Below are 15,127 nucleotides of genomic sequence, written 5' to 3'. Positions count from 1 at the left end.
AAGAGGGCAATAATTTCGTCAACGCTCGCGACTTAGTCGCTTAGAAGCTCGACAAGCGAGCCGATGACGCGCTTGGGAGCCGCGTCGAGATATTCGTCTGGCATGCCGCTGCGGTTAACCCAAATTGTGTAAAATCCGGCCTTGGTAGCTCCTGCGATATCCCAGCGGTTCGACGAAACAAAGGCGATCTCCGCACGATCCAGTGCCCACCGCGACGAGTAGACGGAATAAGCCAGCGGATGCGTCTTGAAATTTCCAACCGCATCAATTGAGAACGGTGCCTCGAGTATCTCGTCAAGGCCGGCGGCCACCGTCGCCGTCCGAAGCATTGTCGACGTGCCATTTGACAGAAACGCCAGCCGAGCGCCCTTGGCTTTGAGGTCTGTCAGGGCCTCCAGCGCCCCGTCGTGGGGTTCAAGTCGCAGATATGCATCCAGAAGCTCCTTGCGAATTGCCGGATCGACGGATCCGAATAAACGCAGGACATGGTCCAAGGCATCCTGCGTCAGCTGCCAGAAATTTTCGTAGTTGCCCATCAAGGTACGCACCCACGAATATTCCAGCTGCTTCGCGCGCCATAGATCTGAGAAGGCCTGGAAATCCGGGCCGATGGATTCGGAGTGGCGACGCACGGCTGCATGGACATCGAGGACAGTACCATATGCATCGAACAGATATGCCGGCTTCATGATCGCTCGCCCTATCTCGACTATGTTGAAGTGGAAATTCACGGATGACTCGATAATAACATCTAAGTGGTATCGAGGCGCCGTTGTCGAACATCCTATCACCGCGACGTATCGGGTAGCAACTGTAATAGTATGATATCGACAGGGAATTGCACAGGTGCAAATCAAAGATCGATTTTGTCAAAACTAATGCTCGATCACATAATATGATCCATCTCAATTTCCGTATTGAATGATATTCACATCAGAAAGCGCGAATTTTCGGTAATCGACAGATTCGCAGGCTTGGAAGATGTGGGCCAATGGCGAAGGCCGGTGCGCGGGCCGCTTCGTTGCATTTTCCCGAGTGCGCCTGTCCGAGAAATAGTGCGGAGACGGTATCGATGACAAAGGCTATGACTGAAATAGGTAGGCTGTCGGTCTCCGGCGCGCTTGTGGATTTCGTCGAACAAGAGGTTCTTCCCGGCACCGACATCAGCGCTTCGGTATTCTGGCGAGGACTGGAAGCGATCTATTCCGCTTTTGCGCAAGAGAACGCTCAGTTGCTTCGAGTGCGCGACCGTATCCAGGAGCAACTCGATGGCTGGTACGACGCTCGTGCAAGCGAGCCTATAGACCAGAAAGCCTATCTAAGCTTCCTTCGATCGATCGGATACCTGGTCGACGAGCCGGCGCCTTTCCTTGTTGGCGCTGACAATGTCGACGAAGAACTGTCCGCGATATCGGGTCCGCAGCTGGTTGTGCCGATCTTGAATGCGCGCTTTCTTCTCAACGCTGCGAACGCGCGCTGGGGCAGCTTGTACGACGCACTCTACGGGAGCGACGTCGTCGGTACGAAGGTCGAGGCCGGCGGTTATGACGCCAAGCGCGGCGAAAAAGTCGTCGATTGGGCCAAGCGCTTCCTCGACAGGGCGATACCGCTTGCAAATGGGAGTTGGCGGCGCTGGAAAGGCGGGGAATTGTCGTTGTCCGACCCGGCGTTGTTGGCGGGACGAAATGGCGACAATCTGCTCTTTCGGCATAATGGCCTCCATATCGAGGTCGTCATTGATCACGATCACCCCATCGGCCGGGATGACCCGGCAGGCATCGCCGACATTATTCTCGAATCTGCAGTGTCGACCATATGCGATCTTGAGGATTCGGTTGCCGCAATCGATGCGGCAGACAAGATCGCGGCCTATCGCAACTGGCTCGGTCTGATGAAGGGCACCCTCGAGGACAGCTTTCAGAAGAATGGCCGAATGGTCACCCGCCGCCTGAATCCCGATCGCGCATATACAGCGTCAGATGGAAGCACATTCGCTCTTTCCGGCCGCAGCCTTCTTCTTGTCCGCAATGTGGGTCACTTGATGACAACTCCAGCGGTGCGCCTGCCCGATGGCTCGGAGGCTCCCGAGGGCATATTGGACGGCGTCCTGACTGCGGTCATCGCCCTGCATGATCTGAAGGGTCGAAAGGGCAATAGCCGGCGAGGCTCGCTCTATATCGTGAAGCCGAAAATGCACGGACCCGATGAGGCCGCTTTTACCGATCGGCTCTTCGATGCGATAGAGGATATGCTCAGCCTCCCTCGCTATACGATCAAAGTCGGGATCATGGACGAGGAGCGCCGTACGTCCGCCAATCTTGCTGCCTGCATCTACGCTGTGAGGAACCGGATCGTTTTCATAAATACGGGATTTCTCGATCGTACGGGCGACGAGATTCATACTTCGATGCTCGCTGGGCCGATGGTTCGGAAAAGCGAGATGAAGGCGGCCGATTGGATCGGCGCTTATGAAGATCGCAACGTCCAGATCGGACTAGCGTGCGGGCTCGGGGGCCGAGCACAGATCGGCAAGGGCATGTGGGCCGCCCCTGACATGATGGCGGATATGATTGCGCAGAAGATCGCGCACCCCCAGGCCGGCGCCAGCACGGCGTGGGTTCCGTCGCCTACCGCCGCAACGCTGCACGCCACCCATTATCATGCAGTCAATGTCTCAGTCCGCCAGGCGGAGCGACGCGGTGAACCGGTGGCGCCCCTAGAGCGGTTGCTAGCCCTGCCCTTGGCGGGGGGGCGAAACTGGCAAGAGGACGAGTTGCGAGAGGAGCTTGATAACAATACCCAAGGCATTCTCGGTTACGTCGTCCGATGGATTGACCAAGGTGTTGGCTGTTCGAAGGTCCCTGATATTCACGACGTTGGCCTGATGGAGGATAGGGCGACGCTCCGGATATCCTCGCAGCATATCGCAAACTGGCTGCTGCACGGCGTCGTCAGCGCCGACGACGTTGAAAACTCGCTTCGCCGGATGGCCGTAAAGGTGGACAGGCAGAATGCCGGTGATCGGATATATCTGCCGTTGATCAGCGGTGAAAAAGTAAGCTTGGCATTCGAAGCTGCGCGTTCGTTGATATTCGAGGACGGGTGCAGCCCAACGGCTACACCGAGCCACTGCTTCATTCATACCGTGCTCGATACAAGCAGCAGCAGGCGGGAGGTTCCCCCGCATAATGCGTGCCGCAGGCACCCTCAGTGTTTCCGCCGTCGATCCCTGCGTTCCGCAGCACCTACCGCGCCGTATCCTCGCCGATTTGCGCGATGACGTGACCGGCTCCTCAATGACAGCATCGTCAAATTCGAGGTGATTGCTGAAGGCGCCCGACTTTCCGACATGCGCTTCGGTGTATTCCTCCAGCCCGGGTCAGTAAATGCCAAGTCTGAATGGATCTGCACTCCCTTAAGGGCAATCGACGCATGGCGCGCACTACGTCGTGCGCTGACTCGTTTGCGCTACCCTCGGTACTCAATAGCGTAGCCACGGCAGTGTATGACGGCAGGAAGTTCGAGTCCGTTTCGTGAGATGGCTGGATCGCGCCTCGTCTTGGTTGTTTGGAGCGCGACTCCTCGGCCCCAAAAAGCTGCCGCGCGCCAGCGTCAGGGATCGACGTAGTCGACGCCGATGCGGGATTGATGCTGCCCCGCCGCCATCAGGAAGCGTGTCGCGAACGCACTCCTTAACTGTGCAACAATTTCGAGGACAAAAGGCGCGTCTGCTTGCGCCGCCTCGCCCGGAAGTTCGGGCAGAGCTTCGATGTCCAACGCATTTGCATTTTCCCCGACCGGAGCGGGGATCTCCTGCGCTGGTGCTGCAGCCTCGGGGCGGCTGCGGCTGGGAATCCCTGCGCCGCGGAGGCAGCGCGAAGGCCAGCCTCAGTAGCGAACCAACCGCTGGTGGTTGCACGCCCGCCGTCGCGGCTTACCCTCGTGCCGCCGGGAAGGACGAGCATCGTCAATGCCGGCTGCCGTCCCTTCTTGTCGAGCGCACGCAAGATCGTGATCTCGCGTGCTTCCGACCACGACAAATTCCCCAGGCGTGAACCTTTCGGGCGGTGCCCGGTCTTCTCCAGCTTGATTAGCTGGACGACGATCGGCCCGTCCTCGCGCGGGACGAGGTCACATGCCGGTGACGCGCACAGCCAAAAGGCGTCATCCGCGTCCCGCAGGACGGTTCCCGTCGTAACGTGACCGCCCCTGAAGGCATCCGATACCATGAAGGCATTTACGGCCGGCACGACCTTCTGCTGCCAATCGATGCTTCGATCCGCCGCGATATGTGCCAGCTCGCGGGCACGGATACGTCGGGCGCTCTCGCCGGCCGGCGCCGTGCCAAGCGTCGTGGAAAGCCGGGCGCTGAGAAGATCGTTGGCGGTCCTGGATATACCGTCGTGGGTCGCAAGCCGCCGCCTGATGATGTCTACGAAGCGGTCGATCAGACTTTGTGCCGAGCCCTCGATATCCGACGGCGACAATACTCCGCTTGCGGCCTCGTCGCTCTCCAAGAGATAAAGTCCGAGCCCGAGTGACAGGTCATCGTCCAGCCAGTTCTCGTGATGCGCGACGGCCTCCAACTCCAGCGCATTCTGGATTTCGGACAGAATCAGGCGGTAAATGTTCGGCTTCCACGCACGCAGCGCCGAACCCAGCCGCCCCAAACGTATTCTCCCTCGTCCTCCTCGGAACTCGATGGCAGCTTCTGGACGATCGCTACGAAGCAGCTTCCGCAATGCACCCACATAGGCTGGTCGGGCCCGATGTTCAGACCGAGAGGAAGCTCACTTGCATCAGGCTCATAGTCGTCAACGAGGGTCGCGATCCATTGCCGGGCAACATAATCAGCCAAACTCTTGAGGTTGGAGAGATGGATTCCGGCGGTCTGCATGGACTGGCGCAGGTCGTTGTTCCAGCCGATCTTGCCGTCGGTCAAATAGTCACGCAGCCCCGGTGCGTCGATTTCATAAAAGCGCTCCTCTGCAAGGATATCCTCGGCCGCTTCGAGAATTTCCGGAGACGGCGCCGTGTCGTCCTGAACCGGGGCAAGCCCGCGCATTGCGGTCGCCACAGTCAGCGCCGTGTTGGCGTTAGCCTCGGCGGTATCTACAGCAGCACCACCAGATTGAAGTGCGACGACACCGCGAGATGGCGCAGAATCTTGAGCGCCGTCTTCGATCCGGCTGCACCGAGCTGGTAATCAAGGAGAATTAGGTCGCTCTTTCGCGCCTTATCGAGAAGATGCACGTCCATGTCGTCCGGGACGCGCCAGTTCTGGATATCGCAGATGAGACCCTTGGCGTGCATGAAGCCATATATGTGCTTTGCGCGCGCGATCTCGCTGAACTCTTCGTCAGTGGCATCGCTCATCCGGAGATAGTCCGGAAACTGATCATCGATCAGGACGGCGGTGCGGATTGCGTCGTCGCGAAAGCTCCTTTCGACCGCATCGGCAAAGCGCGCCTCGAACGCTTCAAGCTCCACCTTCCAGCCCCCTCATCTCAATTATGAAGTTTGCGCCGGGCAGAATGTGCGGATCTTCCTCGGTCGCGTAACGGATCGCATGGCGGCCAGCCTCAAGGTTCACCCGGGACAGATACAGTCCGACGCCGCGACCGGAAGAGCGGCGCGTGTAGAACAGCTGAAAAAGACGCCAGACGTCATCCCGGTCGATACCGGGGCCGGTGTCACCGACAACGATCTTGCCATCGACAAAATCGAAGCGGATCACTCGCTCTTCCGACCGTCCGACCCAATAAACGGCGTTGTTCACGAGGTTGATGAACACCGGGTAGATGCGTGATTTGAGTTCGGTGAAGCGGATCGAGTCGAAAGCTGGCGTACTCTCGCCGGATGCCCCCGTCCGTGAAGACCGGCCCGAAGAAATCGCGGACATAATCAACGATAGCCTTGCCGGTGATCGTCTCTCGCAACCGGGCGCCGGCCAGTTGGAGAGGTGAGAGGAAGCGTAGCTTTTCGGTGAGTGACCGATGCGCGTCCATCGCCCGGGTGAAGGCCAGCGTCTTCTTGGCCGTGTCCGGCAGCTTCTCCAAGTTACGGCTCACCTCACTGTCGAGCGCTTCAAGCTCATGTCCGATGATCTCGACCGTGATTCCGAGCTGTGCGACCGCGTTCAGGTCACGAACCCGGCGATCGAGTTCTTCCCGATCCTCGTCAATCGTGGCGAGCGCCATCTCCGCGTCCACGCCTTCGATTATGGTCCGGATATTACGGACAATCGGCCGGTACCGGTCGTTGAATTCGTCTTCCAGCTCGCGCCGCACCGTTTCCAACAGGCCGAGAAGATCGTTCAGATCGGTGTCTTGCGACAGCTTGCGCAACAGGGGAGTCGTCGCTCGCTCGTATCGCGTCCGGTCGTCCTCAAGATTGGATGTCCAATTGGATGTGATCGCCTTGATACCCTCACGGATGTCACCTTGGAACCCCGAGAGAAGTTCGTTCAGTGCTTTCTCGTGCCGATCCCTGGCGGCTGCAGCGACCTCACGAGGCGAAGACGCACCGACCGTGGCCTCCATCTCGCGGAGCGCTTGGTCGGACAGCAGGATAAGATCGCTGGCTTCATCCAGTTCGTCCCTGAACGTTCGGTAGCGCGATTCAGCGTCGCCCAACGTGTTCGGGACGTCGAGAGGCGTCAGCGCGGCTAATTCCGCGCGAGCCAACTCGACCTCGGCGCGCATCATCGCGACCGTGTCCTTCGAAGCCGGCTGTTTCACATCTTCCAATCGTGAAGAGATGCTCTTCGCTCGCTCAGCCAATTGCGGCATGCGTTTGATCGCGTCGGCGAGGTAAGTCCTGAATTCGCCCCGCCGACGTTTACGCGCCTGCTCGGCCGCCTTGCGACCCTTGATGTTTCGCTTCTTGGTCTCCGCGATGCGCTCTTCGCGTTCCGGAGAGTCTGTTCCGAAATAATCTCTGGCCAGTTTGATGAGCAGGGCCTGGACGAGGAGACGAAGCTCGCGGCTCGCTCGGTTCTCGACCAGGCCTTCGCGGCCAGCCTTGTCCTTTAGCGCGGGATTTCCGGCGCGCGTGAAGGCAAGTCGTCCGAAACTCCGTCGGTGGGCCCAAAAGTAGCGTCCAGCGTGCTTCTGGCGAGTTTCTTCCAGTGAAAAGAAGTCGGCGTCGGCTGAGCCGTATGGCATCACGCGCAAGCCGTCGCGATACACCCGAACCCCACCGTACCGGTCGACGAGTTCCATTAGATCCTGATGCCGCTTGGCATTGTGCGTTGAGGCCATCGCGACCTGCTCGAACGTACCGATCGCAAATGCAAAGGGACCCGGCCGATCCGATCTTGCCGGGGCAACGACCGCGGGGGCGGAATGATGCGTTCGCCTAAATCCTCACCGAACGCCCGGATTTTGCCGCGGAAAACTCCGGCCTCGTCGAAGGCGCCCTCGACGCTATGTTCAAGTTCTCGGAAATCGGAGAGATCGAACACATCCGAGGAAGCAAGGATACGACGCGGAACATCTCCATGATAGGCGAGAACCTCATAATCGAACACGACCGGCGCAGCCGACAGCGTGTCGGTGAAGCCGGTCAAAATATCCTTGAGCCTTTGCTTGACCTCCTTCGCTTCATCGTCGTCCGGCGCGGAGCCAAGCCAGACCGACAGTTCATGGTGGGCACCAAGTAGATACAGTGCGGTACCATGTGAGGCCAAATCCGCGAAGACGGGCCACTCTTCGAGGTGTCGGGCGGAAATCGGCATCTCCGACCAGAAGTCGATCATGGCCTCTGCGGTCGATCGTGCACCCGCCGCCTGTTCGGCGGCGGTGTAACGCTGCCAATCGGGTGACAGGATCAAGTCGCCTGTGGCAGATCTCTCCCCGAGATTGTCGAGTATCGCCGTTGCCATCGCCCGCAGCCCAACGGCCACTTCGCCGCGCTTGCCGAATGTACGTACAGGCAATGTGATCTGATCAAGTGACAGGAACGGGTTTTCGAAAAGGCGCCAATCGACCAGAACCGCCGAAATCGGACCATCTGCCTGTTGTGACAAAACAAGAGTCGCCGGCGCGAGAAAAGCGGCCGACAGACGTCCGATTCCTTTTTCGCCCTGCCGCTCGCGTGCGGAGCCGGTGAAATCGGCCGGTGGCGCCGGCGGTGGGCCATCAATCTTTGATTCGGTACCGATGACGAGCCACTTCTCGACGAAATCCTGCGCCGACATGCCGATACCGTCGTCGAAGACTGCGGCAACGGCCGGGTCACCGTCGAAGATATTGAGCGATACCTGTGTCGCGTAGGCATCCCACGCATTCTTCCAAAGCTCGCTGACCGCCGTCGGAGCGTCGGCGATCTGACCGCGCCCGAGATGATCGATCGTTCGCGCACGCGTTCGGAAGGAAACGTTCTCCGCAGCCCGTTCCAGCGACCGGCCGGTTTGATCCGTATCGGTCATGGTTTGTGGGGCCACCCGTTGCTATAACCGCAGCATGGCGGACCATATGACACCGGAACAGCGTTCGCGCGCAATGTCACGCGTCGGCGGCAAGGATACGGCGCCCGAATTATATGTTCGACGCGCGTTGCATGCCGTCGGGCTCCGCTTTCGCCTTCATCGTCGCGACCTTCCCGGAAAGCCCGATATGGTCCTCCCGCGGCATCGCACCGTCGTCTTGGTCCATGGATGCTTTTGGCATGGCCATGACTGCCCGCGAGGTGCTCGGCCTCAATCAAACCAGGAGTTTTGGGCGGCGAAGCTCGATCGCAACATCGACCGCGATCACAGCACGCGAATACGCCTGGAAGCGCTCGGTTGGCACGTCGAAACAGTATGGGAATGTGCGCTCGACCTTGGAGTGGAGCGGATAGTGCGCCGACTTCAGCCATCGGCCGACACAAGGGCGTCAGAGAGATAACGCGAAAAATATTCGGCCAGCCTGGGCGGCACTGCGTTGCCGATCATGCGCGCGACCGGTTCGATCATGTCGGTTGGATAGAAGACATAGTCCTGCGGGAAAGACTGGAGGATTGCGGCTTCCCTCAGCGAAATTCCGCGCACCTGACTCGTGTCAAAATGGCCGAAGCGTCCATTCGAGATGCTATGGCATTTCGTCGTAATCGTGGGAGACGGTCGATCCGGGTCCATTCGCGTATAGACATCGGTAAAGCAACGCACCTTGAGCTTCGCGTTCACCTTCCGGTGGCACGCCAGCGAGAGGTCGCCGTGAGGGGTGTTGTCGAGATAGACATTTGACTCGCCGGGTTTAGCCGAAGCCAGACGCTTCAAGTTGAGGTCGCTCAGAGTCCGGGTCTTGTGGTTCGGGATTGTTGCGTGCTGCGCCCGGCGGGAAGCGACGGCAGATGACCGATTGCCGAACGGACCGATCGGACCGCAGCCGCCGTGTCCTCGAGAGGGACCACCAGATCACCGTCGTGGCCCGGCTCCAGAAACTCCGGCCGCGCCAGCTCCCGTGGAGCAGCAATGAGGATCGAACGACGGCGAAACTGCGGAACGCCGAAATCGGACGTGCAGACGACATTCGAGCCGGTCGCATAACCAAGCTTCCTGAGCTGACTACGAAAATCGTTCCAGACGCCACCATATTTCGGATCGCCGATGCCTTGGACGTTTTCCGACAGGATCATCTCCGGGCGAAACCGCGCAACAAATTTTGCCGCTTCACGCAGCAGATTGCTATCGCGTTCGCGACCTTCCTTCCGGGCGTTGCTGAGTTCCTTGCGGGAAAGCTTTGTGAAGGGCTGGCATGGCGCGCAGATCGCGAACATGAGAGGCGCACCGGGTGCTTCCGCCCTATATTTCTCGATCAGCTTCTCAAGATCGTCGAACAGTTCTGCCTGCTCGCCATCCGGATAGGCATCGGTTGCGGGAAGATATCCCGCCTGATGAACCGCGGGGTCGAGAAATCAATGGTCGTATTGGGATTGTTCTCGACATAGGTCTGCCGGCAGCGATTGTCCTTATCGACACCGGCGATGACGTAGCCCCCAGCATCGATCAGACCGCGCGTGGTCCCGCCCGCACCGCAGAAAAATCGACCGCCAAGAACGCGGGCCGCTGCCGACGCGCGGCGCTCATGGACGGTGCGGTCCTGAGTTTTTCGTCGGCTTCGTGGACGCGGCAAGTGTCCGAATTGCGGTTACCTCGGCGGGTGAGAATATCCGCCAACCATTCCGGTCGCGCCGCTGCGCATCCTTAACTTTGCCGTCTTTAATCCACCGAAGAAGGGTCGGTTTCGAGATGCCGGCCGCCGCCGCCGTCTCGGCAATGTGTAGATCGCCAGTTTCGCTCATGCCGCCCTCCCGACTGCCTTCAACTATACTCAACCATGGTCAACGTCAACACGACGTTAAGTTCCGGTTGTGAGTCAGGTTGTGGCCGAGTGTAGGGCTCCGGGCCTTGACGGTCCTTTGAGAGCCGATCAACCTAGCCACGACGGTCTGCCCAAAATGATGAATTTCGGCTTGCGGGGGGCAACGATCTGTCGGGTTCTCGTCCTTTTTGTTCATCTTTTCATGCGGAAAGTAGCGCCGAACAGCATGTAGCGGCGGCCTATTTCGCTGTTTGGCGGCTTATGACGGTTCTAGCGTAGTAGTAGCGGCGATTCATACTCATCGCTTTCGTCCTGCTTGGGGCCGGGGACCGGACTCGAACCGGCAAGCCGTGAGGCGGCGGATTTTAAGTCCGCTATGTTTACCAATTTCATCACCCCGGCAGGGCGGACGCGATTCTACCATTGCCCTCATAATCGTCGGCATCGAATCATGCGCGAGGGCACGCAATGCGCATCGGCGTCATCTCCGACACCCACAATCTCGTGCGCCCCGAGGCGCTCGCCGCCTTGCGCGGGGTCGCGCACATCATCCACGCGGGCGATATCTGCAAACGCGACGTGCTCGATACGCTCGCCTCGCTCGCGCCGCTCACGGTCGTGCGCGGCAATAACGATATCGGCGACGGCGTCGCGCACCTCGCCGTGCATGAACGCATCGAACTCGGCGGCGCGACGATCCACGTCGTGCACGACATCGCCGATGCGCCGAAGCAACTCGACGGCATCGATGTCGTCGTGACGGGGCACTCGCACAAGCCGGTCATCGAGCAGCGCGGCGCGGTGCTTTTCGTGAATCCCGGCAGCGCGGGGCCGCGCCGTTTCAAATTGCCGATTTCGCTCGCGCTGCTCGATATCGACGATGGCAAGCCGCAAGCGCGCATCGTGCAGCTCATGACGTGAAAAAGCCGGCGCATCGCGCGCCGGCTCCTTTTTTCCATCGCGTGGACGTCAGGCGCGCACCGTGCCTTCCGGGAACGTATCGTCCATTTCGGCGGCTTCACGATGGCCGCGCAGAATCGCATGCGCTTCCGCTTTCGACGACACCGCCGGCGGCGAGCCCTTCAGCGGCTTCTTCGCCGTCTCGGAGAGCGCGAGCACGGACACGATGCCGATCAGCGACGCGCCCATCAGATAGTACGCGGGCATCATCAGGTTGCCGGTCGTGTCGACGAGCCATGCCGTGACGAGCGGCGTCGTACCGCCGAACAGCGACACCGACACGTTGAAGCCGATCGCGAGCGCGCCATAGCGGATCTTCGTCGGGAAGAGGGCGGGCAGCGACGACGGCATCACGCCCGTGAACGTCGAAAGCAGCGCGCCGAGAATCATCATGCCCGCGAAAATCGACGGCACCGTGCCCACGCGGATCAGTTGCAGCGCCGGAATCGACAGCACCAGCAAGCCGATACACCCCGCGAGCATAACCGGCTTGCGGCCGATCGCGTCCGACAGGCGGCCCGCGAGAATCGTCAGCGGCACCATCAGCACCATCACGACGAGCACGATGAACAGGCCGTGCGACTCGTTGAACTTGAGCGTCGCCGACAGATAGCTCGGCAGATACGACAGCGCCATGTAGTCGGTCACGTTGAAGATCAGCACGAGGCCGACACACTGCAGGAGCGGCTTCCATTGCTGGAGCAGCGTTTCGCGGAACTGCTGCTTCGTCGTCTCGTGCGAGACGGCTTCCGCCTTCTCGGCTTCGCGCTGGAACGCCGGCGTCTCTTCGAGCTTCATCCGGATGTACAGACCGATCAGGCCGAGCGGACCCGCGATGATGAACGGAATGCGCCAGCCCCAGCTAAGCAGCGCGTCCTGCGACATGACGGCCGTCATCACCGCGACGACGCCCGCGCCGAGCACGTAACCGACCAGCGTGCCGCACTCCAGGAAGCTCGACATGAAACCGCGTTTCTTGTCCGGCGAGAATTCGGCGATGAAGGTCGCCGCGCCGCCGTACTCGCCGCCCGTCGAAAAGCCCTGCACGAGGCGGGCGACGAGCAGGAGCACCGGCGCCATCACGCCGATCGTGTCGTAGCTCGGAATCAGGCCGATACAGAAGGTGCCGACGGCCATCATGATCATCGTCATCGCGAGCACGCGCTTGCGGCCGATGCGGTCGCCGAGCGGGCCGAACACCATGCCGCCGATCGGGCGCACGAGAAACGCGGCCGCGAACGTGCCGAAGGTCGCGAGCAACTGCGCTGCCGGGCTCGACGACGGGAAGAACACCTTGCCGAGCGTCACGGCGATGTAGCTGTACACGCCGAAGTCGAACCACTCCATCGCGTTGCCGATGGCCATGGCGCCGACGGCGCGCTTCAACAAGGATTGATCGACGATGGTGATGTCGTCGAGGGTGAGGTCGGACTTCTGACTCGATGGTTCGTTATTGCGCCAAAGGCCCTCGTGAAGAGAAGACATAGTTCGAAAAACTCCGTATTCGATCCCGAAGGCCCGCAAGGAACTTCGGGTGCGTCGCCGCGGAGGACGGACGCCAATTGCCGGGATAGTGCAGTTTCGAGACGGCGCCGCGAACGCTTGAGACGAAAGCAAAGGCTTCCCACAGCCTCGGGCCGAACGGCTCGATGCTGATGAGCGAAAAGAAACACGGTGCCGGTGCCTCGCGCGGGTGTGGTCGCGAAAATGCACTCGGTGAAACAAACGAGTTTGACGTGCGGACGGCGAGCTCTACGGAAAACGTGAACTGCCGCGGGTGGGCCGCGACGTCGGCGAAAAAACTGCTTGAGACGAAAAAGGCCGGCGTTGTTGCTTGAAACCGACGCGCCTCTTTGTATGAAAACTGTCACTACCGCGCAATGAGCCGAAGCGCGTGCTTCGGAAACAATTACGCGTGAATGATGGTGAATTGCTGTTGATAACGAGCAAGATAATAACACGATGACAGACGATGTGCAAACCGCTTACTTCCTACGGTATCGCGCGAAGCGCCCGATCCCTTGCTGGCTATAGGATTGCGCCGAATCTCACGTTGTACTGAACGGACCAATTGCCGGGCGCGCGGGCAAGAAAAAACCGGCCGCATGGACCGGTTCTTGCAGGGCGACGGAACGCGATTTCAGCTTTGCGGCGGCACGTAGCCCGAAGCCGTATCGGCGCCTTCGCCGAAGAAGTATTTCTCCGTCTGCTTGATGAGGTACTGGCGCGCGCGCGGATCGGCCATGTTCAGACGATTTTCGTTGATGAGCATCGTCTGCTGTTTGAGCCAGCCTTGCCAGGCTTCCTTGGAGATCGTTTCGTAGATGCGCTTGCCGAGCTCGCCGGGCAGCGGCGGGAAATCCAGTCCTTCGGCTTCCTTGCCGAGCTTCGCGCATTGAACCATTCGGGCCATTGTGAGTTTCTCCTCTGTAGCGGGGACGAAGCGCGTGTCTCGCGCTTCAGATCATGTTGTTCAAAGCTGTTTCATCAGGACGAGCGACTTGCGCTGCCAGTTGTAGAGGCGCCTGCGGTCTTCGGGCAGGTCGTCGACGGTTACCTTCACGAAGCCGCGTTTCAGGAACCAGTGCTCGGTACGCGTCGTCAGCACGAAGATGCGCGTCAGACCGCGCGCGCGGGCGCGTTGCTCGATGCGCTTCAGAAGCCGCTCGCCGTCGCCCGAACCTTGCGCCTCGGGCGCGACCGTCAGGCACGCCATCTCGCCGATGCGCTCCTGCGTGTACGGATAGAGCGCCGCGCAGCCGAACAGCACGCCGTCGTGCTCGATCACCGAGAAGTGGTCGATATCGCGTTCGATCTGGTGCCGCCCGCGCCGCACGAGCGTGCCGTCGGATTCGAGCGGCTCGATCAGCGTGAGAATGCCGCCGACGTCGTCCGGCGTCGCTTCGCGCAGGCTTTCGAGATTCTCGTACGAGATCATCGTGCCGACGCCGTCGTGCAGGAAGAGTTCGAGCAGCACGCTGCCGTCGAGCGAATACGGAATGATGTGCCCGCGCGCCACGCCGCCGCGGCACGCGCGCACCGTATGCTTCAGATAGAACGCCGTGTCGCCCTGCAATTCGCCGCTTTCCTGCAGGCGGTAGGCGTCGTCGAGCGACATTTCGCGAATCAGTGCGCCTTCCGCATCGACCAGGCCGTCGATTTCGGTGACGAAAATGATCTTGTCGGCGCGCAGCGCGATGGCCGCGGCGGACGCGACGTCTTCCATCGACAGATTGAACGCTTCGCCCGTCGGTGAAAAACCGAGCGACGAGAGCAGCACGATCTTGTTCGACGCGAGCGACTGGCGCACGGAGTCGCCGTCGATCTTGCGCACGACGCCCGTGTGCTGGAAATCGACGCCGTCGAGAATGCCGACCGGCCGCGCCGTCACGAAGTTGCCCGACACCACGCTGATGTGGGCGTGGGCCATCGGCGTGTTCGGCAAGCCCTGACTGATCGCGGCCTCGATGTCGAGGCGCACTTCGCCGGCGGCTTCCTTGGCGGATTCGAGCGCGCGGGCGTCGGTGATGCGCAATCCGTGCGAGAACGACGATTCGACGCCGTGCAGGCTCAGCTGCTCGTCGAGCTGCGGGCGCGAGCCGTGCACGAGCACGACGTGGATGCCCATTGCGTGCAGCAGGCCGACGTCCTGTACGAGCGCGTTCAGGCGTCCTTCGTGCACCAGTTCGCCGCCGAACGCGACGACGAAGGTCTTGTTCCTGAACGCGTGAATGTACGGCGCGACGGAGCGCATCCATTCGACGAACTGGGCGAGGGGATTCGGTGCTTCGGGCTCTGCCGCAACGGGCTGCGAGGCCGCCTGTGTGCTCATCGTGAGGTCGGTTTGGGAATTCATCCCG

The 15,127-nt window shown here is 60.4% G+C and carries 16 protein-coding genes, 1 tRNA gene and 1 pseudogene; 4 read left to right on the top strand and 14 right to left on the bottom strand.

The annotated features are described in order from the left end of the window. Positions 1 to 32: 32 nt before the first annotated feature. Entirely contained in the window at positions 33 to 731 is a 699-nt protein-coding gene (locus LY284_RS07670) for a haloacid dehalogenase type II (protein WP_217482576.1), read from the bottom strand. Positions 732 to 1,072: 341 nt separating this feature from the next. Here LY284_RS07670 and LY284_RS07665 point away from each other — a divergent pair. Beyond that, positions 1,073 to 3,189, top strand: a pseudogene (locus LY284_RS07665) (malate synthase G). 503 nt (positions 3,190 to 3,692) lie between these two features. Here LY284_RS07665 and LY284_RS07660 read toward each other — a convergent pair. From LY284_RS07660 to LY284_RS07635, 6 genes are read right to left on the bottom strand one after another with little or no spacing between them, the layout of a single operon-like run. Continuing rightward, positions 3,693 to 4,670: a hypothetical protein gene (locus LY284_RS07660; RefSeq protein WP_233385609.1), complete on the bottom strand. Its 978-nt coding sequence runs from the start codon at positions 4,668 to 4,670 to the stop codon at positions 3,693 to 3,695. Next, entirely contained in the window at positions 4,616 to 5,077 is a 462-nt protein-coding gene (locus tag LY284_RS07655) for a hypothetical protein (protein WP_233385607.1), read from the bottom strand. The genes LY284_RS07660 and LY284_RS07655 overlap by 55 nt, the downstream gene beginning before the upstream one ends. Before the next feature lie 35 nt (positions 5,078 to 5,112). Next, entirely contained in the window at positions 5,113 to 5,490 is a 378-nt protein-coding gene (locus tag LY284_RS07650; RefSeq protein WP_233385605.1) for a response regulator receiver domain, read from the bottom strand. Then, positions 5,480 to 5,779, bottom strand: coding sequence for an ATP-binding protein (locus tag LY284_RS07645; RefSeq protein WP_233385596.1), 300 nt, complete (start codon positions 5,777 to 5,779; stop codon positions 5,480 to 5,482). The genes LY284_RS07650 and LY284_RS07645 overlap by 11 nt, the downstream gene beginning before the upstream one ends. After that, on the bottom strand, positions 5,694 to 7,223 hold the full coding sequence (locus tag LY284_RS39005; protein WP_233385588.1) for a hypothetical protein: 1,530 nt from the start codon (positions 7,221 to 7,223) through the stop codon (positions 5,694 to 5,696). Before LY284_RS39005 ends, LY284_RS07645 begins: the two co-directional genes overlap by 86 nt. Beyond that, positions 7,223 to 8,431: an ATP-binding protein gene (locus LY284_RS07635; protein WP_233385575.1), complete on the bottom strand. Its 1,209-nt coding sequence runs from the start codon at positions 8,429 to 8,431 to the stop codon at positions 7,223 to 7,225. The genes LY284_RS39005 and LY284_RS07635 overlap by 1 nt, the downstream gene beginning before the upstream one ends. Between LY284_RS07635 and LY284_RS07630 the strand changes: the two genes are divergently transcribed. Next, positions 8,430 to 8,891: a very short patch repair endonuclease gene (locus LY284_RS07630; RefSeq protein WP_309243179.1), complete on the top strand. Its 462-nt coding sequence runs from the start codon at positions 8,430 to 8,432 to the stop codon at positions 8,889 to 8,891. The two genes, LY284_RS07635 and LY284_RS07630, sit on opposite strands and share 2 nt — an antisense overlap. Here LY284_RS07630 and LY284_RS07625 read toward each other — a convergent pair. The 4 genes from LY284_RS07625 to LY284_RS07610 all read right to left on the bottom strand — a co-directional run bounded on the left by LY284_RS07625 (position 8,855) and on the right by LY284_RS07610 (position 10,709). After that, a complete protein-coding gene (locus LY284_RS07625; protein ID WP_233385567.1) occupies positions 8,855 to 9,262 on the bottom strand; it encodes a DNA cytosine methyltransferase in 408 nt (135 codons plus the stop codon). The two genes, LY284_RS07630 and LY284_RS07625, sit on opposite strands and share 37 nt — an antisense overlap. 11 nt (positions 9,263 to 9,273) lie before the next feature. After that, positions 9,274 to 9,762, bottom strand: coding sequence for a DNA cytosine methyltransferase (locus LY284_RS07620; RefSeq protein WP_233385549.1), 489 nt, complete (start codon positions 9,760 to 9,762; stop codon positions 9,274 to 9,276). Between the two features lie 306 nt (positions 9,763 to 10,068). Next, on the bottom strand, positions 10,069 to 10,287 hold the full coding sequence (locus tag LY284_RS07615; protein ID WP_233385535.1) for a MerR family transcriptional regulator: 219 nt from the start codon (positions 10,285 to 10,287) through the stop codon (positions 10,069 to 10,071). Positions 10,288 to 10,624: 337 nt separating this feature from the next. After that, positions 10,625 to 10,709 (bottom strand) — tRNA-Leu (locus LY284_RS07610). A 66-nt stretch (positions 10,710 to 10,775) separates the two neighbouring features. Between LY284_RS07610 and LY284_RS07605 the strand changes: the two genes are divergently transcribed. After that, complete coding sequence (locus tag LY284_RS07605) at positions 10,776 to 11,228, top strand: metallophosphoesterase family protein (RefSeq protein ID WP_233385533.1); 453 nt, start codon at positions 10,776 to 10,778, stop codon at positions 11,226 to 11,228. Between the two features lie 48 nt (positions 11,229 to 11,276). On the opposite strand, the gene proP is transcribed toward LY284_RS07605, so the two are convergent. Beyond that, entirely contained in the window at positions 11,277 to 12,752 is a 1,476-nt protein-coding gene (gene proP, locus LY284_RS07600; RefSeq protein ID WP_233385531.1) for a glycine betaine/L-proline transporter ProP, read from the bottom strand. A gap of 164 nt (positions 12,753 to 12,916) precedes the next feature. On the opposite strand from proP, the gene LY284_RS07595 reads away from it, so the two are divergent. Next, the gene (locus LY284_RS07595; protein WP_144403875.1) at positions 12,917 to 13,105 is read left to right on the top strand and encodes a hypothetical protein; all 189 of its coding nucleotides are present in this window, start codon (positions 12,917 to 12,919) and stop codon (positions 13,103 to 13,105) included. Positions 13,106 to 13,407: 302 nt separating this feature from the next. Here the strand turns inward: LY284_RS07595 and LY284_RS07590 are convergent, their stop codons facing one another. Then, positions 13,408 to 13,680, bottom strand: coding sequence for an oxidative damage protection protein (locus tag LY284_RS07590; RefSeq protein WP_008350541.1), 273 nt, complete (start codon positions 13,678 to 13,680; stop codon positions 13,408 to 13,410). 60 nt (positions 13,681 to 13,740) lie between these two features. Then, on the bottom strand, positions 13,741 to 15,123 hold the full coding sequence (gene argA, locus LY284_RS07585; RefSeq protein ID WP_014190946.1) for an amino-acid N-acetyltransferase: 1,383 nt from the start codon (positions 15,121 to 15,123) through the stop codon (positions 13,741 to 13,743). Between the last annotated feature and the right edge of the window lie 4 nt (positions 15,124 to 15,127).

The sequence above is a fragment of the Caballeronia sp. PC1 genome, from assembly GCF_021353155.1.
GTDB lineage: Bacteria > Pseudomonadota > Gammaproteobacteria > Burkholderiales > Burkholderiaceae > Caballeronia > Caballeronia cordobensis.
Note: the sequence above shows the minus strand (reverse complement) of the source record. Positions and strands in the feature narration are given on the sequence as shown.